General features: G+C 69.3%; 25 protein-coding genes and 2 pseudogenes. 10 read left to right on the forward strand and 17 right to left on the reverse strand.

Going from position 1 to position 25700, the window contains the following annotated elements; genetic code table 11:
• Nucleotides 1-197: 197 nt before the first annotated feature.
• Nucleotides 198-1298, reverse strand: a complete 1101-nt coding sequence (locus tag ACFWXQ_RS19565; RefSeq protein ID WP_383955507.1) for a nuclear transport factor 2 family protein — start codon at nt 1296-1298, stop codon at nt 198-200.
• Between the two features lie 149 nt (nt 1299-1447).
• Between ACFWXQ_RS19565 and sigJ the strand changes: the two genes are divergently transcribed.
• Complete coding sequence (gene sigJ, locus ACFWXQ_RS19570; protein ID WP_386268678.1) at nt 1448-2386, forward strand: RNA polymerase sigma factor SigJ; 939 nt, start codon at nt 1448-1450, stop codon at nt 2384-2386.
• A 106-nt stretch (nt 2387-2492) separates the two neighbouring features.
• On the opposite strand, the gene ACFWXQ_RS19575 is transcribed toward sigJ, so the two are convergent.
• Entirely contained in the window at nt 2493-4145 is a 1653-nt protein-coding gene (locus ACFWXQ_RS19575) for an FAD-dependent oxidoreductase (protein ID WP_383955513.1), read from the reverse strand.
• 50 nt (nt 4146-4195) lie between these two features.
• On the opposite strand from ACFWXQ_RS19575, the gene ACFWXQ_RS19580 reads away from it, so the two are divergent.
• Nucleotides 4196-4918: a TetR/AcrR family transcriptional regulator gene (locus tag ACFWXQ_RS19580; protein ID WP_383955516.1), complete on the forward strand. Its 723-nt coding sequence runs from the start codon at nt 4196-4198 to the stop codon at nt 4916-4918.
• A gap of 134 nt (nt 4919-5052) precedes the next feature.
• On the opposite strand, the gene ACFWXQ_RS19585 is transcribed toward ACFWXQ_RS19580, so the two are convergent.
• On the reverse strand, nt 5053-5880 hold the full coding sequence (locus tag ACFWXQ_RS19585; protein ID WP_386268680.1) for an NAD(P)H-binding protein: 828 nt from the start codon (nt 5878-5880) through the stop codon (nt 5053-5055).
• A gap of 70 nt (nt 5881-5950) precedes the next feature.
• On the opposite strand from ACFWXQ_RS19585, the gene ACFWXQ_RS19590 reads away from it, so the two are divergent.
• The 4 genes from ACFWXQ_RS19590 (at nt 5951) to ACFWXQ_RS19605 (ending at nt 9408) form a co-directional block, all read left to right on the forward strand.
• Nucleotides 5951-6391, forward strand: coding sequence for a winged helix-turn-helix transcriptional regulator (locus ACFWXQ_RS19590; protein ID WP_383953090.1), 441 nt, complete (start codon nt 5951-5953; stop codon nt 6389-6391).
• A 142-nt stretch (nt 6392-6533) separates the two neighbouring features.
• Nucleotides 6534-7106: a GNAT family N-acetyltransferase gene (locus ACFWXQ_RS19595; RefSeq protein WP_383953092.1), complete on the forward strand. Its 573-nt coding sequence runs from the start codon at nt 6534-6536 to the stop codon at nt 7104-7106.
• Nucleotides 7107-7446: 340 nt separating this feature from the next.
• Nucleotides 7447-8328: an alpha/beta fold hydrolase gene (locus ACFWXQ_RS19600; RefSeq protein ID WP_383953094.1), complete on the forward strand. Its 882-nt coding sequence runs from the start codon at nt 7447-7449 to the stop codon at nt 8326-8328.
• Nucleotides 8329-8508: 180 nt separating this feature from the next.
• Nucleotides 8509-9408: a hypothetical protein gene (locus ACFWXQ_RS19605; RefSeq protein WP_383953096.1), complete on the forward strand. Its 900-nt coding sequence runs from the start codon at nt 8509-8511 to the stop codon at nt 9406-9408.
• A gap of 181 nt (nt 9409-9589) precedes the next feature.
• Here the strand turns inward: ACFWXQ_RS19605 and ACFWXQ_RS19610 are convergent, their stop codons facing one another.
• The 4 genes and pseudogenes from ACFWXQ_RS19610 to ACFWXQ_RS19625 all read right to left on the reverse strand — a co-directional run bounded on the left by ACFWXQ_RS19610 (nt 9590) and on the right by ACFWXQ_RS19625 (nt 12553).
• Entirely contained in the window at nt 9590-10621 is a 1032-nt protein-coding gene (locus ACFWXQ_RS19610; protein ID WP_383953098.1) for a methyltransferase, read from the reverse strand.
• Between the two features lie 125 nt (nt 10622-10746).
• A pseudogene (locus ACFWXQ_RS19615) lies at nt 10747-10896 on the reverse strand (Ohr subfamily peroxiredoxin); the annotation flags it as partial.
• An 85-nt stretch (nt 10897-10981) separates the two neighbouring features.
• Complete coding sequence (locus ACFWXQ_RS19620) at nt 10982-11200, reverse strand: putative quinol monooxygenase (protein WP_383953100.1); 219 nt, start codon at nt 11198-11200, stop codon at nt 10982-10984.
• Between the two features lie 291 nt (nt 11201-11491).
• Nucleotides 11492-12553 carry an alpha/beta fold hydrolase gene (locus ACFWXQ_RS19625; protein WP_383953102.1) on the reverse strand — a complete coding sequence of 354 codons (1062 nt, stop codon included), beginning with the start codon at nt 12551-12553 and terminating at the stop codon, nt 11492-11494.
• Between the two features lie 269 nt (nt 12554-12822).
• Between ACFWXQ_RS19625 and ACFWXQ_RS19630 the strand changes: the two genes are divergently transcribed.
• Nucleotides 12823-13458, forward strand: a complete 636-nt coding sequence (locus ACFWXQ_RS19630; protein ID WP_383953104.1) for a response regulator — start codon at nt 12823-12825, stop codon at nt 13456-13458.
• Nucleotides 13455-14543, forward strand: a complete 1089-nt coding sequence (locus tag ACFWXQ_RS19635; RefSeq protein ID WP_383953106.1) for a sensor histidine kinase — start codon at nt 13455-13457, stop codon at nt 14541-14543. Before ACFWXQ_RS19630 ends, ACFWXQ_RS19635 begins: the two co-directional genes overlap by 4 nt.
• Before the next feature lie 71 nt (nt 14544-14614).
• Here ACFWXQ_RS19635 and ACFWXQ_RS19640 read toward each other — a convergent pair whose 3' ends face one another.
• Both ACFWXQ_RS19640 and ACFWXQ_RS19645 read right to left on the reverse strand, forming a co-directional pair.
• On the reverse strand, nt 14615-16720 hold the full coding sequence (locus ACFWXQ_RS19640; protein WP_386268684.1) for an MFS transporter: 2106 nt from the start codon (nt 16718-16720) through the stop codon (nt 14615-14617).
• The gene (locus tag ACFWXQ_RS19645; protein ID WP_383953110.1) at nt 16717-17214 is read right to left on the reverse strand and encodes a MarR family winged helix-turn-helix transcriptional regulator; all 498 of its coding nucleotides are present in this window, start codon (nt 17212-17214) and stop codon (nt 16717-16719) included. Before ACFWXQ_RS19645 ends, ACFWXQ_RS19640 begins: the two co-directional genes overlap by 4 nt.
• 227 nt (nt 17215-17441) lie before the next feature.
• On the opposite strand from ACFWXQ_RS19645, the gene ACFWXQ_RS19650 reads away from it, so the two are divergent.
• On the forward strand, nt 17442-17984 hold the full coding sequence (locus ACFWXQ_RS19650; protein ID WP_383953114.1) for a hypothetical protein: 543 nt from the start codon (nt 17442-17444) through the stop codon (nt 17982-17984).
• A gap of 376 nt (nt 17985-18360) precedes the next feature.
• Here ACFWXQ_RS19650 and ACFWXQ_RS19655 read toward each other — a convergent pair.
• Nucleotides 18361-18780 (reverse strand): annotated as a pseudogene (locus ACFWXQ_RS19655) (hypothetical protein); the annotation flags it as partial.
• On the opposite strand from ACFWXQ_RS19655, the gene ACFWXQ_RS19660 reads away from it, so the two are divergent.
• The gene (locus ACFWXQ_RS19660; RefSeq protein ID WP_383953112.1) at nt 18779-19831 is read left to right on the forward strand and encodes a hypothetical protein; all 1053 of its coding nucleotides are present in this window, start codon (nt 18779-18781) and stop codon (nt 19829-19831) included. The pseudogene ACFWXQ_RS19655 and the gene ACFWXQ_RS19660 sit on opposite strands and share 2 nt — an antisense overlap.
• 25 nt (nt 19832-19856) lie before the next feature.
• On the opposite strand, the gene ACFWXQ_RS19665 is transcribed toward ACFWXQ_RS19660, so the two are convergent.
• From ACFWXQ_RS19665 to ACFWXQ_RS19695, 7 genes are all read right to left on the reverse strand, one after another.
• Nucleotides 19857-20783, reverse strand: coding sequence for an ABC transporter permease (locus ACFWXQ_RS19665; RefSeq protein WP_386268687.1), 927 nt, complete (start codon nt 20781-20783; stop codon nt 19857-19859).
• Nucleotides 20770-21558, reverse strand: a complete 789-nt coding sequence (locus tag ACFWXQ_RS19670) for an ABC transporter ATP-binding protein (protein ID WP_386268690.1) — start codon at nt 21556-21558, stop codon at nt 20770-20772. The genes ACFWXQ_RS19665 and ACFWXQ_RS19670 overlap by 14 nt, the downstream gene beginning before the upstream one ends.
• A gap of 61 nt (nt 21559-21619) precedes the next feature.
• On the reverse strand, nt 21620-22726 hold the full coding sequence (locus ACFWXQ_RS19675) for an aliphatic sulfonate ABC transporter substrate-binding protein (RefSeq protein WP_386268692.1): 1107 nt from the start codon (nt 22724-22726) through the stop codon (nt 21620-21622).
• A gap of 328 nt (nt 22727-23054) precedes the next feature.
• A complete protein-coding gene (locus ACFWXQ_RS19680; protein WP_364185593.1) occupies nt 23055-23156 on the reverse strand; it encodes a putative leader peptide in 102 nt (33 codons plus the stop codon).
• 138 nt (nt 23157-23294) lie between these two features.
• Nucleotides 23295-23753 (reverse strand): Rrf2 family transcriptional regulator, encoded by a 459-nt coding sequence (locus ACFWXQ_RS19685; protein ID WP_143643055.1) that lies wholly within the window; start codon nt 23751-23753, stop codon nt 23295-23297.
• Nucleotides 23754-23871: 118 nt separating this feature from the next.
• Nucleotides 23872-25101, reverse strand: a complete 1230-nt coding sequence (locus ACFWXQ_RS19690; RefSeq protein WP_383956194.1) for an acyl-CoA dehydrogenase family protein — start codon at nt 25099-25101, stop codon at nt 23872-23874.
• Nucleotides 25102-25114: 13 nt separating this feature from the next.
• The gene (locus tag ACFWXQ_RS19695; RefSeq protein WP_383956192.1) at nt 25115-25684 is read right to left on the reverse strand and encodes a winged helix-turn-helix domain-containing protein; all 570 of its coding nucleotides are present in this window, start codon (nt 25682-25684) and stop codon (nt 25115-25117) included.
• Between the last annotated feature and the right edge of the window lie 16 nt (nt 25685-25700).

A 25700-nucleotide genomic window follows, 5' to 3' on the forward strand; every position in this document is an offset into this window, starting at 1 on the left:
ACGCGGCGTCGCGCTCCAGGGTTCGCCAACCCGGACCAGGTCGCCGCCCGGCGCTTCAGCGGCGCGAACCACAAGGTGACCACGGCCGACGGCAAGCGGATCAACACGCTGTTGAGCAACACGTATTGCGGCTGAAGGGCGTTGCCCGTGGCCGAGCGGGGCAATGCCGCGCAGGTGTCAGACGGACCTGGGCCGGGTCAGTATCCGATGGCCTCTCGGAGGAGCAGCACGGTGCCGCGCCCCGGGCGGGTCTCCGCGTTGAGGATGAGCAGGCGGTTGACGGCGCTGGGCATCCCGTACATCTCTTGGGCGCGGGCGTTCTCCAGCGGGAGGGCGTGCTCCTCGACGCGCCGCAGCGCCGTGCTCAGGTCGGGCACCACCTTCTGCGCGCCGACGATCCAGACCGCGTTGGCGGCGCCGCCCGCGTTGGCAGGGAGTTGGCTGCCGCTGCCCGAGGCAAGGACGAGCGAGCCGGTCTCGGTGACCGCGGCGACGCTGTTGACGACGAAGTCAGGGCCGGCGACCAGCCTTCGGATCTCGTCGGCGCCGGTGGCACGGTCGATGGCCAGGACGCGCGGCCTGATGGCGTCGTACCGGCCGTCGGCGTTGATGTCCTCGTCGATGCCGGACAGCCGGAGGGTCTCGCTGGCTCCGGTGAGCACGCTGGCGCCCTCGGGAAGCAGGTCCTTGACGCGGGAGCGAGCGGCCGCGGCGTCGTCGAGGACCTCGGCGGCGAAGCCGCCGGCCCGCAGCGCGGCGGCTGCCCGCTCCAGTCGCTCGGCCGATGCCGGGTCGGCGAAGGACGCGGCCGGAGCCGGGGTCGCCGTGGCGTCTGCCGGGTTGGTCCCGGAGCCCTGCACCGCCTTGGGCGCCGTGCCGGCCAGCGGGGAGGTGTCGAGGTACCTGACCTCGTACACCCGCTCGGCGAACTTCCAGCCCTCCGCGGTGCGCCGGTAGCGGTCGTGGTAGACGGCGTAGTTCAGACCCTGGCGTCCGTCGAGGGTGCGCGCGAGTTCCTGGATGTAGGCGCGGCCGGTCGCGGTGTCACCGTCGAGCAGGACGGTGCCGGGGTGTGTGGTCTGTACGAAGAAGTCCCACTGGTTCTGCAGCCGCTCGCCCCCGGCACGGATCTCCTCGCGGCCGACCAGCTCGACGGGAATGTTGGGCATGCGCAGGGCGCCGTCCGGTGTGAACAGTGACGCCAGGCGGGGCCGGTCGCGCATCATCGCCGCGTCGGTGAACTCGCCGCGCAGCGCCTCGATCTCGACACGGTCCGCGATGGCCTGGAAGTCGTTCATCGGAATCACCTCTCGGTCCTGTTGTCGTCCTCGCCGTTACGACAACGCAGCCCTGCGGAATGTGAGGTGCGCTGCGATCTCACATTCCGGAGGGCTGTCCCGTCGTAACGGGTAGAGGCGCAGAAGCGAGCGAGGGAGACGGCCGGACCATGACGAACAGAGCCGAGCCCGGCGACGGCCAGAGCGATCCGGGCCTCAGCGCGATCATGAGCGAGCGGCGCCAGTTGATCAACCTCGGCTATCGACTCCTCGGGTCCCTTGCCGACGCCGAGGACGTCGTGCAGGAGACCTACGCCCGCTGGTACGCCATGTCCGCACGGGAGCGGCAGGCCATCGAGTCGCCCGGCGCCTGGCTGATGACGGTCGCCAGCCGCATCTGCTTGAACCTGCTCGGCTCGGCGCGGGCCAGGCGGGAGACGTACGTGGGCGACTGGATCCCGGAACCGCTGCCGGAGACCACGGAGTGGATCACCGGGCGCCGCGGCGCCGACGGCATCGACCCGGCAGATCGGGTCACCCTGGACGAGTCGGTGACGATGGCCTTCCTGGTCGTCCTCGATTCGATGACCCCGGCCGAGCGCGTCGCGTTCGTCCTGCACGATGTCTTCCGCTACCCCTTCGGCGAGGTCGCCGAGATCGTCGGCCGCACACCGGCGGCTTGCCGCCAACTGGCCTCGTCCGCCCGCCGTCGCATCCGTACCGCGCGGACCCCGGCACGCCCGAGTGCCGAACAGGCCAGGATCGTCGGGCAGTTCAGAACGGCGTGGGAGGCCAAGGACATCGACGCCCTCATTGGCCTGCTCGACCCCGACGCCACCGCGACCGCCGACGGCGGCGGCCTGGCCGTCACCCACCTGCTCCCGATCGTGGGCGGTGAGCAGATCGCACGTGCCTACGCCGAGATCGCCCGGGTGGCGGGCCACCGCACGACGTTCCTGGAGTGCACGGTCAACGGCCTGCCCGGCCTGGTGGCGCAGCAGGACGGCGATATCGCGACCGTGTTCGCGTTCGAGATCGCGGGCGACCGGATCAGGCACATCTGGGCGGTGCGAAACCCTGAGAAGCTCCGTCTCTGGCGGATCAGCTGAGCAGCGATCCGCAACACCGCCCGGCCCAGCCAGGTGTCGGTCAGCGGGCGGCCGACGAGCGCACGCAGTTGTCCGTCATGGCCTGCCGCGACCGCGGAGCGACCGCTCAGCCACTGAGGCCGGTGGGTTTCGGCGCGCCGGCCCATCGGCGCAGCGCGGATTCGAGGCCTGTGACGGCGGTGTCGGCGCCGATGTCGGTCGTGTCGGAGGCCCAGGCGACCACCCCGTCCGGGCGCACCAACAGCCCGGTCGGCGTCGTGTGGGCATCGGTCACGCTGGTCACCCGCCCGGCCCAGGCCTCGGCGAGGCGGGCGAATGTGCCGTCCGGAGTGCGGTCGAGCAGCAGGAATCCGCCGTTGTGTCCGTGGTCGACCAGACGGGAGCCGTCCTTCAGCCATACGTCGGGGACATAGCGGCCGATCAGTGGGTGGTCGCCGGGCAGGTCGATGCGCTGGTCGGCTCCGGCGATCTTCTTGACCGCGTAGGTCGTGCCGTCCCGGGTGCCCAGCAGATCGGCCACGACCTCCCGGAGCGCGGCCGCCTTGGCGTCCCCGCGCATCACTCCGATCTGGGCCCGTGTCCAGTCCAGCACCCAGGCACCAAGTGGACGACGCTCGGCGTCGTAGGTGTCGAGCAGCCCTTCGGGTGCCCACCCGGCGACCACGGCACCGAGCTTCCACCCGAGGTTCATCGCGTCGCCGACCCCGAGATTGAGCCCCTGACCGCCGAACGGCGAGTGCACGTGCGCGGCGTCGCCGGCCAGCAGCACCCGCCCCGACCGATAGGCCGCGGCCTGGCGGGCGTTGTCGGTCCAGCGGGACGCGGCGCCGCGCAGCGCGGTCAGTGTGACGTCGGTGCCCGAGACCCGGCGCAGACTGGCCTGCACCTCGTCCAGGGTGACCGGCGCCATGGGGGTCCCTCCGCGCGAGCGACGCCGAGCGTGGGCGGTGTCGGCCGGAGCGTCGTCGAACTCCACGGTGACCACCCGCCCGGGCTGTGGCCCGTAGCGGTACGCCCCATGGGTCGACCACACCCATCCGTCCGCGAGTTTCTCCGGGTCGGCGATGTCGACGAGCGCCAGGTGCCCGGTGAGTTCGGGGTCGGTGCCGGGGAAGTCGATGCCCGCGAGGCGGCGCACGGTACTGCGCCCGCCGTCGCACCCGACCAGCCACCCGGTACGCACCGGGCCGGCGGTGGTGCCGACGAGCACGCCGTCGTCGGTGTCTTCGAGTGCCGTGACCTCCACTCCGCGACGCACCGGTACGCCGAGCCGCGCGAGATGGCCGGCCAACAGCTCCTCCAGCTCACGCTGCGGCACCATCCTCGCTCCGGCGGCCGCGGTGTGCGCGGCGAGGTCGGCATCGGACCAGTCCACGAGGTCGGCGTCGAGGACCATCCCCGCGAAATGCCCGGTGAACCGCGACTCAGGTGCTCGCCGGCCGCCACCGCGCTGTTGCTCGCCGCTGGGCCGCCGGCCGCCACCGGGCCGCTCGTCGTCGGCCTTGCGAGCGAACGACCCGACCCGTTCAAGCATCTCCCGCTGCACCTGTTCGGCGGCAGGCAGCAGGCCGCGGCGGTCGAGCGCCTCGGCCGTCGGCACGTTGATCGACCCCGCCTTCATCGCCTCGGCGGGCTCGGCGAGGCGCTCGATCACCTGCACCGTCGCCCCGGAGAGCGCCAGCTCGGCGGCGAGCACGAGGCCCACCGGTCCGGCTCCCACCACGGTCACGTCCACGTCATGCTTCGCATTTACTGTCACGAACACTGTTCTACTCACGAACACTGTTCGCGTCAAGCTATGATGGCTGCGTGAACCCGAGAGAGCGACGCGCGGCGCGCCACCAGCCGCCGAACCCCGAGGCAGAAGCAAGCCCCAGGCCGCGGCGCCGCAAGGCCCCGATCACCGTGGAGCAGGTCATCGACACCGCTCTGGGCGTCATCGCCACAGAGGGCTACGAGGCACTGACCATGCGTCGCGTGGCCACCGTGCTCGACACCGGACCCGCCTCGCTCTACGCCCACGTGGTGAACAAGGCCGACCTCGACGAGCTGCTCATCGGGCGGCTGTGCGCCGAGCTCGTCCTGCCCGAGCCCGACCCCGCGGCCTGGCGGGAGCAGATCCGCGGAGTGTGCACCCAGATTCGCGAGCAGTACCTGAAGTACCCCGGAATCTCCCGCGCCGCGCTCGCCATGGCACCCACCGACCTCGAGACCGTGCGCGTGAGCGAAGGAATGCTGGCGATCCTGCTCGCCGGCGGCGTCGCCCCGCAGGCCGCCGCGTGGGGGATCGACGCCCTCTTGCTGTACGTGGCTGCCTACTGCCTTGAGGTATCGATCGCGCGCCGGCGATCAGCAGATGACGACGCTGTCTGGGTCCACGACCGCGACGAACTGCTACGCCGGTTCGCCGCCCTGCCCGCCGAGGCCTTCCCCCACACCACCCGCCACGCCGCCGAGCTCACCGCCGGCGAGGGCCACGACCGTTTCGACTTCACCCTGGCCCTGATGATCGAGGGCCTCGCACACCGCTAGCCCGAGGATCGGGATCTTGGCGCGCACGCGCCGGTCACTTCACCGAGCACGAGGCGGTCTGACGTCGATGCTCCGTACCCCAACGACAGGGCTGGGAGCGGCCGTTGGGGCGGGTGGTGCCAGTCCGAATCGGTCTACGGCGCCGAGTGGGCCGCACCGACCGAGGCCACGTACGTCTCCAGCGCGGACCGCGGATCCCGCTCCAACAGCCCGCGCAGCGCGTTGTGTTCGATGCCCGTGCCGTCCAGGAAGCCGCCCGCGATCGCCGAATACGTCCCCACCAGCATCGGCAACTGGTACGGCAGCGCCTCCCCGGCCGCAGCGATCGCCTCCCGGGCTCGGGCGAGTGAGCCGGGTTCGTAGGAGCCGCCGACAGCCGCGGCCAACTCCGTACCGCCGAGAGCTTCCTCGCCGACAAGCTCGTACGTGCGGCCCGCGTGCCGCTCCGGGGCGCTCACCACGCGAGCGGCCACCTCGGCGAGATCCTCACGGGCGACGGCGGCCAGGCGCCCCGCGCCGAGCGGCGCGGTGATCGTCCCGTCGGAGCCCGGGGCGGCGATGGCGGCGAGGAACTCGGCGTACAGGCCGTTGCGCAGGACGGTCCACTCCAGGCTGCTCCGGTGGATTCTGTGTTCGGTCCAGCGATGGGGGAGTGCGTAGGCGAGGTGGTCGCCGTCGCCGCTCAGGCTGGTGTAGACGATGTGCCGTACGCCTGCCTTCTCGGCCGCTGTGACGGCCGCGTCGTGACGGGCGACGACCACGTCGTCCTCGCCGAATCCCGCGGAGATCAGCAGCAGGGTGTCCACGCCCGAGAAGTCGAGCGATGCCGGATCGTCGAAGTCGACGCGGCGCTCGCCCGCGGAACGGGGTGTGCGGGTGCCGAGCACCACGTCGTCGCGCGCCGCCAGTTGCTGGGCGACGAGCTGTCCGAGTGCCCCGGCGGCGCCGGTGACCAGAATCATGGGAAGTCCCTCCTGAGCTGTGTGGTTCCATCCTCAGCAGAGGAACTCGATCGCATAAGGAGGCACATTCATGTCAGCAGGGCACACCGCGGTAACCAGCCCGGCGACCGCCCCGGTGATTGCCGAGCCCGTGATCGCCTGCGAGACACCCCAGGACGAGTGCGGTGTCCGGGACGTGCTGGACCGGCTCGGCGACAAGTGGTCCGTCTACGTGGTGGTCGAACTCGCCTCCGGTATCCGCCGATTCAAGGAACTCCAGCGCGCCATCCCCGGCGACATATCGCAGCGCATGCTCACGCTCACCGTCCGCCGACTTGAGCGCGACGGTCTGGTGAAGCGCACGGTGTATCCGACGATCCCGCCTCAGGTCGAGTACGAGTTGACCGAGATGGGACACAGCCTGACTCACCTCGTAAAGGCTCTCGCCGACTGGTCGATCGCCCATCGGCCTGCCATCGCCGCCTCCCACCAGGCATGGGACACGGCCCACCAGGACTCGGACGCCCGCTGACCGCCCGGGACAGGCGAACGTGTCATAGACCCGACGGAACCGGAACCGGAACCGGAACCAGATCTGGATCTGGATCTGGACCGGGCCCGTGCCGCCGGAAGGTCGCACGGCGTCACCGCGCCCGCCGTGCCATCGTGATGTCATGACCATCGAAGTGCGCCCGGCTGCGGTCTTCGAGGACGTCCGCGCCCTGGTCGGCCCGAAGTCACCCGGGGCGAACGTCTGCTGGTGCCTGAGCTACCGGATCCCGTCCAAGCTCAACAACGAGCTTCGCGGGCCTGCCCGAGGCGAATACGTCGCCGAACTGTGCCGTACGGGACCCCCTCCGGGAGTGCTCGCCTACGACGGCGACGAGCCGGTGGGCTGGGCCGCGGTGGCGCCGCGCGCGGACACCTCGTTCGCGCGCAACCGCAAGATCCCGCACGTCGACGACCTCCCGGTCTGGTCGCTGTGGTGCATCCGCGTACGTCCCGGCCATCGGAAGCAGGGGATCTCGCACGCTCTCATCGCCGGGGCGGTCGAATACGCCCGCGACCAGGGCGCACCGGTGATCGAGGCCTACCCCCTCGACAACGGCGACGCCAAGGTCGACATGACGATGGCGTACGCGGGGCTCCGGAAGAACTTCGAACGCGCCGGGTTCACCCACGCCGCCGACACCACCTCGGTACTGGCCGGTCACCCCCGCATCCTGATGCGCCTCGACCTGCGCTGACAGTAAGGCAGGAACCGATGGGTCCAACTTCGTGCTCCGGGCGGCCCGAGTCACGACCAGCTTCCTCCCTGCTGGTAGCCCCTTCCTTCCATCGCAGGTCAGCGGCTTGGCCGCGTGGGAACGGTACTCGGCACGCGATGGAACCTAGTTAACCGGTCGGCTATGTTCGGAGACACGACGCGGATTCGCGACCGCTTCTGATCCAGTTCCTCACGAGGACGCGCCATGAGTGCGCACAGTCAGGGGGCCGTGCCGTCCAGGCGGGGTTGCCATACGCCGCTTTGTCGCCGGGCCGCCCTCGCCGTGGGAGCCCTGTTCCCTTCAAATCTGGAGTACAGCCATGAACGACAACGGACGTCAGGATGGCATCCACCCCTTTCCGGTCGGCATGCAGTCGCGTGAGATCGAAACCAACGGCGCCAGGATCCACGTACGCGTCGGCGGGCATGGTCCAGCGGTCGTCCTGCTGCACGGCTTTGGCACAACGGGTGACATGTGGGGTCACCTGGCGAGTGCACTCATCGAGGACCACATGGTGATCGCGCCCGACCTGCGTGGGCTGGGTCTCTCGTCGAAGCCCGACGGCGGCTACGACAAGAAGAACCAGGCGGCGGACGTGTGGGGCGTCCTGGACGCCCTGGGAGTGCACACGATCGAACTGGTGACGCACGACATCGGCATCATGGTCGGCTTCGCCGCTGTCGCCACCCACCCCGAGCGTGTGAGCCGATGGGTGGCGATCGACGCACCGTTGCCCGGCATCGGGCCCTGGGACCAGATCACCCAGGATCCGACCATGTGGCACTTCGGCTTCGGCGGTCACGACATGGAGCGCCTGGTCGCCGGCCGCGAGCGCATCTATCTCGACCGCTTCTGGAACGAACTCTCCGTGGAGCCGAAGCGGTTCGACGAAGCCAAGCGCGAGCACTACGCGGCGCTCTACGCGCAACCCGGGGCCATGCGAGCCAGCTTCGCCCAGTTCCTGGCGTTCACCCAGGACGCGGCCGACAACAGGACGTTCCTCGCGCAGGGCAAGCTTCAGATGCCGGTCCTGGCCTTCGGCGGCGAAGCCACCTTCGGCCCTGGGATCGGCGAGGTGCTGCAGTGTGTCGCCGACAACGTCGAAGACGCGGTCATCCCGGATTGCGGGCACTGGATCACAGAGGAGCAGCCGCAGGCGACAACGGACCTGGTCGTCGACTTCCTGCGCCGGGAGCACTGAAAAACCATCCGTGCCCTTGAGGCTGACGCCCCCACAACTGTGAGCTGTGGGGGCGTCGTAGTTCAGAGCGGGACGTCGTCTGGTGAACCTCCCCGTACCCCCGTACGTAGCCAGTGCAGTGCCTGCGGCGATCCCGTGGGCCCACCGATCGTCGACGGACAGGAACGGATGGACTCAATGATGAGATCTAGGACCGCGACACGACTCCCGCTCGACCGTCCCGCCCGCTCGCTCACCCGACGCGGGCGGGCGCTGGGCGTGGCGCTGGCCCTCGGCGCGTTACTGGCCTCGGGCGCGACAATGACCCTCGCCGCTCCGGCAGTTGCGGCGGTGGGTGACGTCACGTGCCCGTCCGCGGACTGCGTACGGATCGCGCCGGCGGCCGGCTCCCCGGTCGCCATCGCCCCCGACAACGCGGGCGCGGTGTATCTGGCGTACTCGGGAGGCGATCTGCTCAAGCTCGACCTGGCCACCGGCGCGCTCACCACCATCACCACCGGTCTGGGCAACCTGCGCGGCGTGGCCGTCGCCGACGGCAGCGCGTACATCACCAGTTTCGACGGCACGCTTCAGGAGGTCAGCCTCGCCACGGGCAGTCGCCGTACCCTGGCCGCCGGCCTGCCCGCGCTCTTCGGCGTGGCCCGCTTCGGCACCACCACCTATGTCACCGACGCCGACGGAGCGATCGTCGCCGTCCCGGACGGCGGGGTGGCGCGTGTGGTGGCCACGGGGCTCGGCTTTTCCTACGGTCTCGCGTTCGACAAGGCGGGACTTGCCTACAGCGCGGACATGATGACCGGCCGCATTCTGCAGACGAACGTGGCCACCGGTACGACGCGCACGCTGGTCACCCAGGCTTATGAACCCACGTCGATCTCGGTCGGCGGCGACGGCCTGGTCTACTTCATGGTGGCCAACGAGGTGAAGCGGGTGAACGCTGCCACCGGCGTGCAGTCCCACGTCACCAACATCGTCGGGATCAACAGCTTCAGCTTCTCGCTGGCGGCGTCCGGAGACGCGTACACAGCCGGTGGTGCCGGCGGCGGTCTGTGGCGCATCTCCGGCCTGACGTCGCGATGAGGCGGTAGGCACCTCGCCCGGTGGTCCGCAACACCGGGAACAGTGATCGCGGAAGGGTGCCCGGCGGGTTTTCTCCCAGCCGGGCACCTTTTCACGTGGCCTCAGGTGAGAACGAGCGGTCGAGGTGGTCATTGCCCTCTGGCCGGGCCGGGCCGGGCCGGGCCGCTCGCCGCACGCGGGGTCAGGTGGTGGTGGATTGTGTTTCGATGACGGCGAATGCTCCTGCGGAAGTCGTTTTGACGCGACGCAGGCCGGAGGCGGTGAACAGGGCGTCGAATTCGGCGACTTGACGTTCCCTGCCGCCCGTCATGCCGAGCATATTCATGTCCATCAGCGGGGCGAGTCCGGGCCGGCCCACCTCCCCGACAAGGTGATCGATGACGGCGATGCGCCCGCCCTCCGCCAGGTGTGCCCGGCAGTTCTGAAGAATGCGGACGCAGCTCGCGTCGTCCCAGTCGTGCAGGATGTACTTGAGGACGTAGAGGTCCGCCGCCGGGACCGACCCGAAGAAGTCCCCGCCGATGGTGGTGAAGCGCCCATCGAGTCCCTCGGCCTTGGCCGCTTCGGCGGCCGCCGGGACGATGTGGGGCAGGTCGAACACTCCGCCGTGGAGTTCGGGGTTCGCCCGCATCATGGCCCGGATGACGTCTCCGCCGGCTCCGCCGATGTCCAGAGCGAGATTTACGCCCTTGGTGTCGAGCACGGCGGCGATGTCGAGGGCGGCGGCACGTGACAGGTTGCTCATGGACTCGGTGAAGGAGGACGCTTCGTCGAGGTGCTTGGCGAAGTAGTCGAAGATGTTCGCCTCGCCATGGGCCGCCGTGACCTGGTGCCGGCCCGTTCGGACGGCCTCGGGGAACCTGCCCCACGTCAGCCAATGGCCCGGTGCCGACTGGGAGATGGCGAAGTGGCGTAGCGAATTGGGGTCGTCCTGGCGCAGTGTGCTCAGCAGGGACGTGCCGGTGAAGTGGCGTCCGTCTTCCGAGGTCATCAGCCCCAAGGAAGCACATGTGCGCAGCAGGCGGCGGGCCGCGTCGGGGTCAATGGACTCCGCTGTGGCAATCGCTTCGGCGGTGTCGGTTCCCGCCGTGAGGTGGTCGGCCACGTTGTACAAAGCGGCGGCCCGAACCGTCTGAGTGACCCAGAACCCCGTGACCATGCCCATCATGCGCTCATAGTCCTGAGCCGCTGCCGACGCTCGTACGCTGGTCAAATCTGTCTCCTCCATAGGGCGACGGCATGGTGTCGCCGTCACATCGCACAACCGCCTGGCCACTTGTCGGGTGAGCCGTTGGCGGGTAACTCTCTTGTCGGGCGCGAGCGCCCCAGGCGGCGGGCCGCCGCGAAGAGTTGTTCGGGATTCGTGTCCTGGCCGTCGCCGCCAAGAGCTGGTGGGAACGCCCGGCGTACATCGAGGTGTTCGTCGGTGGTGACGGCACGGCCGTCCCGGCCGTTGGCGTTCACGGCCGCGGTGTGGACAGCGGCCATGGTCCCCATCACTTCCTTGACCGCGTAACTGCTGGCGTCCGGGCCGGGCAGGAGACCTTGGCCCCCAGCAGGTCGATCTGGGCGATCACCGGCGGCGCGCTGAGCTGGTCCTGGCGGCCTCACCGAGGGCGGCGGCGATCCGGCCCGCGAGGTGCGCCTCGCGTCCCTGCTCGTCCTCGAAGGTGTCGAACACCCCGAAGGTGGTGGCGTTCTCACGGAACGCGTACCACGCCACCGTGCCTTCCTCCTGCTCGGCCAACTCCTGCGCGCCACGCAGCCTCGCGGCAAGGTCGAGCTGGATCACAGCCGGATGCTCATCACCTCGGACGGCGGCATCACCGCCGGTGCGGCCTTCGGCCACGTGGACCTCGCGCCGGCGATCGTCCGGGCCAGCAGCCCCGCGCTCGCCGACCTGGTCGCCCGCTACCTCGTGGTCGACGAACGCCCCTCGCAGGCCGCGTACACCATTCCCTGGAGACCATCTCCAGGAAAGTCGGCTACGAACACCCCAACACCCTCCGAGTACTCCTTCGCGAACGCACCGGGAAGACCACGTCAGCCCTCCGCCGTGGCAGCTGACCCCGCACGGACAAGGTCAGAACCGGGCGACGTCCAGGACGGCTTGGGCGAAGGCTTCGGGCGCTTCCTGGGGCACGTTGTGGCCGATTCCCTTGAGCGTCCGGTGGTCGTAGGGGCCCGTGAACTTGGCCCGGTATGCCGCGCCGTCGCCGGCCGGGGTGAAGGGGTCCAGCTCCCCGTCGAGAGTGATGGTGGGCACCGCGATGTCCGGCGCTGCGGCGAGGCGGGCCTCGATGGCGTTGTAGCGAGGGTCGCCCTCGGCCAGGCCCAGCCGCCAGCGGTAGTTGTGAATCACGATGGGGACGTAGTCCTCGTTGTCGAAGGCCGCGGCGGTGCGGTCGAACGTGGCGTCGTCGAAGTTCCACGACGGGGAGACGTTGTGCCAGATGAGCTTCGTGAAATCGTGCCGGTACTGCTCGAAGCCCAGCGCGCCGCGCTCTGTCGCGAAGTAGTACTGGTACCACCATGCCCACTCGGCCGCAGGCGGCAGCGGCTGCTTGTTCTTCTCCCGGTTGGTGATCAGGTAACCGGTCACGGAGACCAGAGCCCTGCACCTCTTCGGCCAGAGGGCGGCGATGATGTCGGCGGTCCGCGATCCCCAGTCGAAGCCTCCGAACACGGCCTTCTTGATCCTCAGGGCGTCCATCAGGGCGATGATGTCGTAGGCGATCACCGACTGTTGCGCGTTGCGGAACGTGGTCGACGAGAGGAAGGTCGTCGTGCCGTGTCCGCGCAGGTAGGGAACGATGACGCGGTAGCCCTTGGCCGCCAGCAGGGGCGCGACCTCCACGTAGCTGTGGATGTCGTACGGCCACCCGTGCAGGAGGATGACGGCGGGTCCGTCGGCAGGGCCGGCCTCGGCGTAGCCGACGTTCAGCTCGCCGGCCCTGACCTGCTTCAGCGCCGGGAAGGACCCGCTGCCCGTGCCCGGCGTCAGCGGCGTCGCCGCCCCTTCGGCGCCGGGCCCGGACGACGAAGACGCTGCTGCCGCGGAGCTGTTCGGGCCGATCAGTGACGCCGCGGCTGTTCCCGCCGCGCCCGCGCCGATGACCTTGCCGAAGGTACGCCTGTCGATCATCTGTGCACCGTTCTGTCCGTGTCGGCCGGCCCGGGCGCTTCACGCCCGACCGAGGTCTCTCACCAGCCATCGTGGTGCTCCGACGCTCTCGGGGCCTCAGTGTCCTTCCGCAGTCGTCCTGCGGGTTTCCCGCAACCGCCGTTTCGGGCAACCGCCGCTTCAGGGTTCACCCGATCGCTCAGCCCATCCCCTGGGGCCCTGGCCGACCGGCTGCACGCAGTACCTTTGCTCCCATGAATGCCGACCGCGCTGAGCAGGGAGTGGAGGCTGTGGCACGTCTCAGCGTGGTGATCGCCGACGACCACCCCGTGGTCCGTGCGGGCCTGCGCGCGCTGTTGTCCCGGGACGAGTCCTTCGAGATCGTCGCCGAGAGCTCGACGGTCCCGGAGACCGCGGAAGCCGTGGCGAAGGAGCAGCCGTCCGTGCTGGTCCTGGACCTCACCATGGCGGGCCGGTCCAGCCTGCCCACGATCCCCGACCTGCTCGCGGCCTCACCCGGTACCCGCATTCTGATCCTCACGATGCAGGAGGATCCCGCGTTCGCCCGCGCGGCCCTGCGGACCGGAGCGACCGGATATCTGCTCAAGGAGGCGGCGGAGGAACTGGTCGGTGCGGCTCGGCAAGTCGCGCGAGGAGCCGTCTACCTCCAACCTGCCATGGGCGCCCGACTGGCCGTCGCGGACGCCGACGCTCCCGGTACCGACGGGGATGTCACTCTGACAGCACGCGAGCTTCGGGTTCTCTCACTGCTCGCCCTGGGTCACACCAACCGGGAGGTCGCGCGACGTCTCTACGTCTCCGTTCGGACAGTGGAGACGCACCGCGCCAGGATTCGGGACAAGCTCGGGACCGAGACACGGGCGGAACTCATCGCCGCCGCCCGCGAGCGCGGGCTGCTGGGATGAACGGCACGCTGCGAGCCAAGGCCGGCCCGATCATGGAGGCCACCGGCGCAGCGCTGCTCGTCGTCGCTTTCGCGGTCGAGGTCCTCCAGCAGCAGCCTCGCTGGGTGATGCGTTTCTCCCTCGGCGCCGCCGTCGTCCTCATCGTCGCAGCGGCACTGAGCAACGCCGTCCGGAGGGCATGGCTGGCGGCCCTGTGCGGGCTCGCACTCATCCTCGCCGTGTCACAGCTGGCTCGCATGACCAAAGAGCCGCTCTTCAACGGCCTGAACATCGTGCCACTCCTGCTGATCGGCTGTGCGGTCATGCTGGGCCGCAGTGCGGTGGCGCGCCGCCACAGTCTCGCGCGGGAGCGCGCTCAGGCCCGCAGCGACGGCGAAGAACGAGAACGTCGGCGCTGGGCCCGCGAGTTGCACGATGAGACCCTTCAGGAACTGGCCGCTGTTCAGATCGTTCTGTCCACCGCTACCGGCACGGGCCGGCCTGCCGCCATGAACGAGGCCATCGACCAGGCGCGGAGCCTGATCGCGAACCAGATCACATCCTTGCGACATCTGATCCTGGAAATGCGGCCTTTCGCCCTCGACCAGTTCGGACTCGCGCCCGCTCTCGAGACGTTGTGCCGCCGCACCGAGGAGACCTTCGGGCTGAGCGTCGAACTGCGCGTCGGGGCGGAGTGGCCCGGGATCGAGGACGAACTGTCGCCGGAGGCCCAGGCCCACGTCTACCGCATCGTGCAGGAAGCGGTGAACAACGCCGTCAAGCACGCTCGGGCGAGCCGCCTGCTCGTGGAACTCGACAGCGACGACCGCGCGATCAGTGTGGCGGTCAGGGACAACGGCCGCGGGATGGACCAGCAACCTTCCGCACCGGTCGACCGATCCGCACTCCGCACGGTGGTCTCCACCGGCACCGGGCTGTCGGCCATGCGAGAGCGCGGCCACCTGCTGAACGGACACCTCAGCGTTGATTCCGCCCCCGGTGAGGGAACCCGCGTCACCCTGCTGATACCCCGCCAGACCAAACGACGTTCCAGGCAGTGGCCAAGAGACCGACTGTCGCGCCATGTCACACGGAAGACACGCTGAACCCCTGTCCCTCCACGGCGTATTCGACTGCGGGTCGAGCGGCTGACGGAGAGCCGGGACGCAGGTGTCCGTCAGTCGGGGGTGTGGTCGGTGTGCGCTTGACGCACGGTCCCCTGCACACCGCAGACCGCTGTCAGGGCGAGGTCCGAAAGGACCGGTTCCGCTCCCGTGGTGACCTGCACGGCGCGAGGTTCGTGCCCCTTGGCCGACACGACCAGCATGTGCGAACCCGGTTCCGCTGATGTCAGCTCGTACGTTCCGTCCTGACCCGATCTGACGATGTCCTTCTGGTGGCCGTAGCGGTCTACGAGTGTGAGGGTGGCGTGGGCCAGCGGCTCGCCGGCACTGCCGCGTACCCGGCCGCGCAGTCGCAGGGCGGGTGGCGTGGCCGAACCGGCCTCAACGGCCGCCTGAGCGGGCGCCGCGGCAGTCGGCGTCACGGATGTCGGCGAGGTGGGCAATGCCTGGGTGCGGCCACGGATCAGTGAGGCGGCCGCGGCAGCCAGGGACATGGCGATGGCGAGGGAGAAGACGATGACCAGACCGTCGTGGAACGGCTCCGAGATCAGGTGCGGGAAGAACTCACGCCCCGTGAGGTGCGCCGAGGCAGTCGGCGAGAGGTGGCCGAGGACGTCGGGGCCGAGCAGGTGCTGGATCGGGTTGTAGCCGAGGAAAGCCGCGAACAGGACGCCCACCGGGGGCAGTTCGGCGACGGTGTGGGCGGCGTGTGCCGGGACGCCCTGGGCGGTGAGGCCCGAACTCAGGGTGTGCGGCAGCGTGCTGGAGAGGCCGGCCACCATGAGCGAGAAGAACACGCCCATGGACAGCACCATGCCGGCGTTCTGGAACGTGGCGCGCATTCCGGAAGCGGCACCGCGGGCGTCGGCCGGGACGTTCGACATGACGATCGACGTGTTCGGCGCCGCGAAGAGGCCACCGCCGACCCCGTTGAGGAAGATCAGCGCGGCGAACACCCCGTACGAGAAGTCGCTGGGCAGCATGAGCAGTCCCGCGAATGACGCCGCCATCACCGCGAAGCCGGATGCCGCGAACAGCCGGGCACCGAACCGGTCGGACAGCGCTCCGGAGATGGGCCCGGCTATCAGGAATCCCGCGGTCAGCGGCAGCATGTAGATGCCGGCCCAAAGAGGGGTGTCGGCGTAGTCGTAGCCGTGCAGGGGAAGCCAGATGCCCTGCAGCCAGATGATGAGCATGAACTGCAGGCCACCGCGCGCGATCGAGCCCAGCAGAGTGGCCGCGTTGCCGCCCGCGAACGCCGGGTTGCGGAACAGGCGCAGCGGGAACATCGGCTCGGCGACCCTCACCTCGACCACGCAGAAGACCGCGAGCATGGCGACCCCGCCGATCAGCCCGGCCAGCACCCACGGGTTGGTCCAGCCCATGGTGTGGCCGCCGTAGGGCTGGATGCCGTAGGTGATACCGGCGAGCAGGGCACTCAGCCCGACGGCGAAGGTGATGTTGCCCCACCAGTCCATCCGCCCCGGCCTGCGCACGCCCGTCTCGTGCAACGACTTGTACGCCCACACCGTGCCGATCAGGCCGATGGGTACGTTGACCCAGAAGACCGAGCGCCAGTTCCACGTCACGAGGGCCCCGCCCAGCACCAGGCCGAAGAACGACCCGGCGATGCCCGCCACCATGTTGACGCCCAGGGCCATGCCGCGCTGACGGGCGGGAAAGGCATCGGTGAGGATGGCCGCGGAGTTGGCCATCAGCATCGAGCCGCCGACCGCCTGCACGATGCGCCAGCCGATCAGCCACAGCGCCCCGCTCCCGCCGTGGAAGGGGTCGAGGGACAGGACCACCGAGGTGAGCGTGAAGATCAGGAAGCCGGCGTTGTAGATACGGACACGGCCCATCATGTCCCCGAGCCGGCCGAGAGCGACCACCAGCACCGCGGTGACGAGCATGTACCCCATCAGCATCCACAGCAGATAGCTCACGTTCGCGGGCTCCAGCGGATCGAGCCGGATGCCGGTGAAGATCCCGGGCAGCGAGATCAGCACGATCGAGCTGTTGATCGTGGCCAGCAGCATGCCCACGGTGGTGTTGGTCAGCGCGACCCACTTGTAGCGGGGATGATCCACGCCGATCCACGTTCTGCGGTCGCCGTTCCCGGGTTCGGCAGCGGGTACGTGGGACTGCTCGGCGGTCATCGCTCGCTCCCGGCGCTGCCCTGTTCGAGGAGGGGACTCTGCTGTGTTCCGTCGTCCTGGAGCATCCGCTGCACGAGCGGCAGGGCGGTCCGCATCGCTGCTGCCAAGGCTTGCTGCTCCTTGTCGGGAAGGGAGGACAGCAGGGCGGCCAAGCGGGTGTCACGCTCTTGTCGACGCTCGGCGAGAACCGCCCGCCCGGTGTCCGTGATGGCGACCAGGGTGACCCGGCCGTCCTCCGGGTCGTCGATGCGCAGCGCCAGCTCCTGACGCTCCAAGCGCTGCACCAGCTGGGTCATCGACGGCTGCGTGACGCCTTCCGCCGCCGCCAGCGCGGTCAGCCGGGCCGGACCCTCCCGCTCCAGCCGGGCTAGGGCGGAGGCGGCGGTGAAGCTCATACCCCGCCGGTCCGTCACAGCTCTGACCACAACAGAGGCCAGGTCGGCCAGCGCCCGCGCGGTTTCCTGGAGGCGGTCCTCCGAATGCGACTGATCCACAGTCATCAAGTATCGCGCATTTACATAGGCACCCTATGAAAAATTGGTAAGAAGAATCAGCGCTGATACGGGCAGCACCGAAGCCTTTCAAACGATCCAGGTCAGCGGGCATGAAGCCCCAGGCGGCTGGATACGTCCTCGTGATGGCCGCACCGGAGAATCAAGCTCTGCCGAATCAGGATGAGAACGGGCCGAGGCCGGATTCCGGGGCACCGGAGTCGAAGATCGTGCGAATCGGCCGGACCGTGGCCGCCGTCGTGACGGTCGCCGCCGCGTTCGGCGGACTGGTCCTGGGCTGCAGAGCCGAACAGCGCGACGCCAGAGCGGAACAGCGTGAGATCAATGCGGAGCAGCGCGAGGAAGAGGACCAGGAGAGAGCGTACGCAGAGCGTGTGGACTTCTATCGCTCCGGCTCGAACGTGGTCGTGGTCAGCAACAGCGCCCGTGTGATGAGCATGCGTCTCGTCCTCAGGGGACGCGTCGGTGTCTGGTGGGACCTCAACTCCATCAGGCCGTGCACGCAGATCACCATTCCGGACACCGCACTGTTCCGGAGCATGGCCTTGCAGGTCCCTGGTCTGCCCCGGCTGACCGAGGCCGATCTCGACGGCCTTCGCCTGGAGTTCGAGGACCCCGACGGCAGGAGTTGGATCCGCACCAGCGGAGGGGCCGTCTCCCGTTCGGAATGGAAACCCGACTCGGCCAAGGTCGCATGGGTGGACACGGAGAGGTGGAACCTGGCTCCGAAGGACTTGCCCGACTGCGCATGAACGCAGCGCACTTGTCCGCACTGCTCACGATCTGGTCCTGGCCGGGCGTCAGTTGCGCCTGGCGGCGTGCTCGATGCGGTCGAAGAGCTGTTGGCGGCGGTGGGCGTGGGTGAAGTCGGCGACTCGGTGGGTGCCTTGGTCCAGGTCTTCGCGGATGCCGGCGTAGGCGTGGCCGACGCTGCAGGCCGGACTGGTCCGGGCGTCGGGCGAGGGCGGGCAGCTCGTAGGTGGCGGGCAGGGGCAGCTCGGCCAGTTCGCCGTTCTCGCCGCGGGCGCCGCGAAGGGTGATCGGCCCGATCTGAAGATGACCGGTGGGTCCGGTGATCTGGATGTCGCCCTCGGTGCCGTTGATCTCCCACAGGAAGTTCGTGCCCCGGCTCATCCCGCCGCGGTAGTGGGCGGAGACGACCGTGCCGGACTCCAGGACGCCCTGGACGGCGATCTGGTCGGCCGTGCGCATCGCCACTTCCTCGCCGCTCTGCGCGACGCGGACGGTGATGCGGCGGGTGACGGCCCTCGCGTCGAGGTCGGCGAACTCCCCGAGCGCGCGAGGCCGGCCTTCATCCAGCAGCACGACGTCGGCACACTCCGCGTCAACTCCCTGCGCAAGGACGACCTCGACCAACGCTTCCCCCACCTCATGGACCTGGTCATCCATGAAGGTGCTGACGTCGACCATCCGATCCTTGTGGCGGACACCGAGAGCGCCTGACGGCCACTGAGGCGTGGCGCGACGCTGCCCAACTCGTGGTCGACGGCGGCGAGTTGGAAATGGCTCTGTGCTTCTCTGATCCATGGAAGCATCAAGACCGCCGAGCCCTACGACGAAGGGCCCCGCCTTCCATCCGACCAGCAAGGGACGCCAGGCCGTGGACGTCGAGCTACCCCCGTTCGTACGCGACACCGCCACCCGGCTCGGGACCGGTGTGCCCTACGCCCTGAAGGTCCTGGCCGGTCAGTTGGCCGACGACCCGGACATGGGCCGGCCCTCGAATCTGCCTGGCATCCTCACCGTGACGGTGGACGGGGACCTGTTCGAGGACTGTCCCGCCCTGGCCATCGGTTACATCAGGGAGCCCGACCGGATCGAGATCCGGTACGTGAACCCGATCTCGTTCGCCGAGCCCGCCGAGCCCGCCGAGCCTGCCGAGTCCGCCGAGTCCGTTGCGGATGCCCAGGACCGGGAGCAGCAGGAGGAGCAGTCTGGCGACCCTGCCACCGACGCGGTCACCGTACGGGAGGTCGCCCATGCCTGGCAGCGCGTCACCGGCTGGCTCCGGCGCAACGCCCCCGATTCCTACGCCGCGCTCCGGGCCGGCGCCGGCCCGACCGCCATCGCCGCTCTGGAGGTCGACCTCGGCATCCGGATACCCGTCGAGCTGCACGCCCTGTGGCTGCTGACCGCGGGTGACGACGGGGCCGGTGGTAGGGGATGCCTTCCGGGAAATTGGGCTCTGATGACTCTGGACGCCGTGACCGCCACCTACCGGTTGAAGTGGGACTGCCAGGCCCATGAGGACACCTTCAACGTCGATAGACCCGAGGACGAGCGGATCACCGTGTGGAAGGAAACCTGGATTCCGGTTGTCGCCTTGGGTCCGGCCGACGGCACCTCGGGGCTGTATCTGGATGCCGCGACCGGCTACCTGGGTCGGTGGTCCCGCTACAACGAAGCCCCCGGTGAAGAACTCGACACGCTGGTCACCTACTTGGAAGAGGCCGCCGACATGCTCGAAGCCCCGGCCCTGGCCACGCGGGACAAGCCCGGCTTGATCGGTGGGGCGCTGGTGTGGGGCAGCAGAATCGACCCCGCGCAGGAAGACCGGTGGGAGCCCTGGACGGGCTGACCGCACCGGTCACGATCCTGTCTGTTCAGTTGGTGACCAGCAGGCCCCGGCTGCGCAGTACCCGCCGCTCCAGCGGGCTGAAGATGAGCAGGTCGATGGCGATTCCGACGATCAGGATGAGGAGGATGGCGAGGAAGACCATGGACATGCTGTTGGCGGTGCGGCCGTTCTCCAGGAGTTGGCCGAGGCCGATGCCCAGGTCGGGTGAGGAGGCGATGATCTCGGCGGCCATCAGGGAGCGCCAGGAGAAGGCCCAGCCCTGCTTGAGGCCGGCGAGGTAGCCGGGGAGTGCGGCGGGGATCACGATGTGCCAGGTGCCGCGCAGGCCGGTGGCGCCGAGGGTGTGGCCGGCCCGCAGGTAGAGCGGGGGTATCTGGTCGACGCCGGAGACGAGTCCGTTGGCGATCGAGGGGACCGCGCCGAGCAGGATCACCGCGTACATCATCGAGTTGTTGAGGCCCAGCCAGAGCACGGCGGGGGGCACCCAGGCCACGGACGGCAGCGACTGGAGGCCGGACAGGATCGGGCCGATGGCCGCGCGGACGAACTTCACGCGGGCGACGAGCAGGCCCAGCGGTGTGCCGATCGCCAGGGCCATGGCGAAGCCGAGCAGGCCGCGCGAGACGCTGGTCCAGATGTACTCCAGCAATGTGCCTTGGCGCCAGGCGTCGGTCACTTCGTTCCACACCGCCGTCGGTGCGGGCAGTTTGTAGCTGTCGGTGACCTTCGCCCAGACCAGGACCTGCCAGACGACCAGCACCAGTGCCACGGCGACGACGGGCGGGAGCACCTTGCCAGTCAGGGTCTCGCGCAACGGCGTACGGTCGACCCGCACCGAATCCAGCGCGTCGAGGCCGGCCTCCAGTCCCGCGAGATCGTGCGGGTCCTGGGACTCCCCGGCCGCCGGGGAGTCGTCCTTCTTGATGTCGACCCCGGTGTCAGTGCTGGCCATGGCGGCGGATCTCCCCACGCAGTTGTTCGGTGATCTCGACGGACAGTTCCGCGACGGCGGAGTCCTCGATACGGCGTGGCTGCGGGATGTCGACCGTCCACTCGTGCGCGATACGCCCCGGGCGGGAGGACAGCAGCACCACCCGCTCGGCCAGCCGTACCGCTTCGCGGACGTTGTGGGTGACGAACAGCACCGACACGCTGGTCTCGCGCCAGATGCGGGTCAGTTCGTCGTGCAGCACGTCCCGGGTGATCGCGTCCAGGGCGGCGAACGGCTCGTCCATCAGGAGCAGTTTGCTGTCCTGGGCGAGGGCGCGGGCCAGTGCCACGCGCTGGCGCATCCCGCCGGACAGCTCGTGCACCCGCTTGCCATAGGCGCCGTTGAGGCGGACGAGGGCCAGGAGCTCCTCGGCCTTGTCGCGCCGCTCGGCCTTGGTGACACCCCGTAGTTTCAGGGCGAGTTCGATGTTCTTGCCCGCGGTCAGCCAGGGGAACAGGGCGTGTTCCTGGAACATCAGGGCCGGGCGGCCGTCGGTGCCGATCGTGCCCGCCGACGGCTGGTCGAGGCCGGCGACGAGGTTGAGGAGGGTGGACTTGCCGCAGCCGGAGGCTCCCAGGAGGGTGACGAACTCGCCGGGGGCGACATCGAGGGTGATGTCGTCCAGGACGAGCTGGCGGCCGGCGGGTGTGGTGAAGGACTTCGAGACGTGCTCGATCCGCGCGGCGTGCTCCACCGACGATGCCGTGTCGGCGGCCTTGGCGAGGGCGGTTGCCATGGTCGTCACCTCCTGGGAACTGATGCGGATAACGGGGGCGGGTGTCCGGGCGGGTGCGGGGTTACTTGACGCCGAGGCCGGCGTCGTCGACGGTGCTCTTGCCCTCGGCGGTGAGGACCTTGTTCAACGGCCTGAGGTCGTAGATGCCGTCCAGTTTCGGCTGCTTGAGCAGGCCTGCCTTGACCGCGTGGGCGGCCTCGGTGTTCAGGGTGGAGGCCAGCGGGTCGTCGGTGAACTGGATCGACTTCCATGCCGGGTCCAGGACGTTGGCGGGCAGCGGCTTGCCGGACAGTTCCTGGAGCTTGGTGTTGGCGGCGGCCTTGGCCTGGTCGGGGTTGGCGTTGATCCAGGTGTTGGTCTTCACCGAGCCGCGCAGTACCGCCTGCACCACGTCCGGGTGCTCGGCCAGGAACGTCTGGGAGACGATGATGTTGGTGATGACGAACTTCTTGTCGGGCCACAGGTCGGCCTCGTCCAGGAGGACCTTGCCGCCCTCGGCGACGAGTTTGGAGGCGGTCGGCTCGGGTACCCAGGCACCGTCGATGGAGCCGGACTTGTAGGCGTCCGGGGTGATCTTGTTGTCGGTGCGGACCACCGAGACGTCGCCCTTGCCGCTCTGTGCGTCGACCGTCCAGCCCTGCTCGGCGATCCAGTTGAGGAAGGCCACGTCCTGGGTGTTGCCCAGCTGCGGGGTGGCGATCTTCTTGCCCTTGATGTCCTTCAGCGACGTGACTTTGTCGGGGTTGACGACGAGTTTCACGCCGCCGGAGGCGGAGCCGCCGATGATCCGCAGGCCCTTGCCGTCGGTGGTGCTGTAGCCGTTGATGGCGGGGGAGGGGCCGATCCAGCCGATGTCGATGGAGCCCGAGTTGAGTGCCTCGATCTCGGCGGGGCCCGCGTTGAACTGGGAGTAGGTGGCCTTCGTGCCGCCGAGTTCCTTCTGCAGCAGGCCTTCCTGGTCGCCGATGAGGGCGGTGGCGTGCGTCAGGTTGGGGAAGTAGCCGATCCGCACGGTGTCCGCGGAGAGCTTCTTGCCCTCGGCCGCCACCTTCGAGGTGTCGTTGTCCTTCGACTCGGACCCGTAACCGCAGGCAGTGAGAGCGAGCAGGGGAAGCGCGGCTATGGCGGCGATGGTGCGCAGGGTGGTGAGCGGTCGTGCGGCAGACACGGAGGTGTCCTCTCAGGGGATGGGTTGTCAGGAGGTTCGGAAACGCGAGGCGCGAAGCCCATTGGCGCGCAGCGCACCAGCACTCCACTCCCGGCCCTCGATGGCAGGAATGCCGTCGCGGGCTGAGGAGCGGAACGTGGCGGGTGCCGCCGGAGTGGTCGGTGCGTCGCCGGCACAGCCACGCCGTGCCCGAAGGCATGCGGTCAGCGGATGTGCGGGTGACGCAGTCGGCCGAGGAGTGTCGAAGAGCGTCCGGTCCGCCGACAGGGGCGGGGTGGCAGGGAGCGCAGCGGATTTCCGCGTGAGCCACCAGGTTCCGCGGACGGTGTCAGACGGGTCGACAGATGGCGCTGGACGTACGGCCGAGGTCGATGTGGCGACGCGAGGTCAGAAGGGGCAGCAACCGGTCTGTGCGGTTGTGCGTTCTCATGGCCACCCCGCAGTTCCCTAGTTTTCCCACCTGGTTGATGGGGATCGTGACAGAAGGTGGCGTTCACCCCAAGAGGGTATTCATATAGTGGACAGCCTGATCTCACCATGTGAGATCAGGCTCGGAGTGGCCCTGCGGTCAGGGGTTTGTCCAGGCGCCGGGGGCGTCGGTCAGCGCGGATACCCCGGCGGGCAGCTCGGCCGACGCGACGTCGGCGAGGGACACGCCCTCGAGGATCTCGCGCACGTTGGAGCGCAGTGCGATCCACAGAGGAAGCAGCGACTGGGCGGGTCCGGTGTAGGACAGATCGGGAGGCCGGACCCCGCGGACCGAGACCAGCGGTCCGTCCACGACGCGAATGACGTCGGCGATGCTGATGGACTCGGGGGGCTTGGCCAGCCGGTAGCCGCCGTTGCCGCCGCGCTGGCTGAGGACGAGTCCGCCCCGGCGCATGTCGTTCAGGATGCCTTCGAGAAATTTGTGTGGGATGTCCTGGGCGTCGGCGATGGCCTCGGCCTTCAGCGGCCCGTCGTCTCGTGACGCGGCGAGCTGCAGTGCGGCACGTACCGCGTAGTCCGCCCTGGCTGAGATCCGCATGCGTTCATTATCCCGTACGAATTCGGTCGGCGTCCGCCGCGGGTGGGCTGCCGGGTGCCCGTTTCGGTCGGCAGTCAAAGGTTCAGGTCGCCGGAGATCGAGGCAGGGCCTTGAGCGGTCAGGCGGGCAGGACGAACGGGGGGTGCGCTCCGTTGAGGAAGTAGTCCCCGACATCGCGAAGCCGGTCGGCCACGGGCTCGTACAAGGTGTGGGTCCTGGCATTGCGCCAGAAGCGGTCGAAGCCCAGCCGTGAGGACGTGGAGCGGGCGCCGATGACGTCCAGTGCGCGGGCGGTGCAGTCCTGCACGGCCCTGGAGGCGGCGGCTTCGGCCATCGCCACGAGGACCGATATCTCCGCGTACTCGTCGTACGTGAGGTCCTCGCCGCGCGCCAGCCCGTCCTGCAAGGCTTCCAGAGCTTGACCGGTGAGCGCGGACGCGGAGCGGGTGAGGACGGTGAGTTCCCCGTAGGTGGTCAGCACCTGCGGGTCCTGCGGAGAGCCGGCCGGCCAGGCCGGATCCCAGGGGGAGTGGCCCGCCCGGCTGTACTCACGGGCTTCGGCGAGCACTCCCTCGGCCATGCCGAGGCGGAGCTGGACGGACACGAGTCGCCCGACCGGTGACGCCAGGGAGGCTACGGGGGAGAGGGCGTCCTCGTCCGTGGACAGGGAGCCCAGGACATCGTCGGTGCTGACCGGTACGCCGTCGAACTCCACTCTGCCGCCGGCCGCGAGCCGTTGGCCGAAGGGGTCGGCGTCGCTGTCGATCACCACGCCGTGCCGGGCGGGATCGACGACCACGGCGAGCGGTTCGCCGGTGTCGGTCCGCACGGCCCGTACGACGAGCCGGTCGGCGACCAGGACCCCGGTGACGTAACTCTGCCGACCGTCCAGCAGGTAACCCCCGGCGGTCCGGTTCAGTGCGAGAGGTGGTTCCTGACGGGCGAAACCACCGCCCCAGCACCACTGCTCCGCCGCGGACTGCCGTCCGACCTGCGCGGCGAGAGCGGGCTCGGTGAGGAACCCGGCGCTCCACGACATGAAGTAGTGACAGCCGAGGAGCTGGCCGATGGCGCCGTCGGCCGCGGCGATCTCCCGGACGACGGCGTAGGCCGTCGGCCAGTCCTCGCCCGCGCCTCCGAGCTCGGCCGGTATCAGCAGTGTCAGCAGGCCTGCCTCGCGTAGCCGGGACACCTCGTCGAACGGGACCTTGCCCGCCTGCTCCCGGACCACCGCGTCCGTGGCCAGGTCGTCCGCCGTCTCGCGGGCCACGCGCAGCCAGTGCGCACGGCCCGTCGCGGTCCGCTCGGACTCCGGGGCGGGGCCGGACGGCGCGGGGGCAAAGCCCATGGGACTGGTCTCCTCAAGGACGGCCGCAGAGAGCGGCGTCGGGGCTCGTCGGCTGGTCGGGCACGTACTTGTAGCCCACGCGTCGTACGGTGACGATCCGGTGCTGGTGAGCCTTGCCCAGCTTGCGGCGCAGGCGCGCGATGTGGACGTCCACGGTGCGGCCGTCGCCGATGTGGTCGTAGCCCCATACGTTGGCCACCAACTGCTCGCGCGAGTGCACCTGGTGGGGGCGCAGAACGAGATGGGCCAGCAGCTCGAACTCGAGGTAGGTGAGGTCGAGTTCACGCCCGTCCGCCTGCGCGACATGCCGCGCGGTGTCGACGTGGATGCTGTCGCCGCCCGTCCGAGGTGCGGGAGGCGAGTCGTCGTAGGTGACCGGCCGGAGGTCCGGCCGTACCCCGTCCTTGGCGAAGAGCTCGGCGGGGTCGGTGCCCTCGGGGACGAGCAGGAGATAGCCGACGAGCGGACGTGCGTCGTGTTCCCCGGTGCCGCTCCGCGGAGTGTCGCCCACCAGGCGGAGATGGCGTACGTCGGGGAGTGGCGAATGCGGGGGAGCGGGCTGAGCCGGAAGTGCCGTGGTCATGGCGGTCGTCCTTCAG

It is taken from the genome of Streptomyces sp. NPDC058697, from assembly GCF_042715345.1.
GTDB classification, from domain to species: domain Bacteria; phylum Actinomycetota; class Actinomycetes; order Streptomycetales; family Streptomycetaceae; genus Streptomyces; species Streptomyces liliifuscus.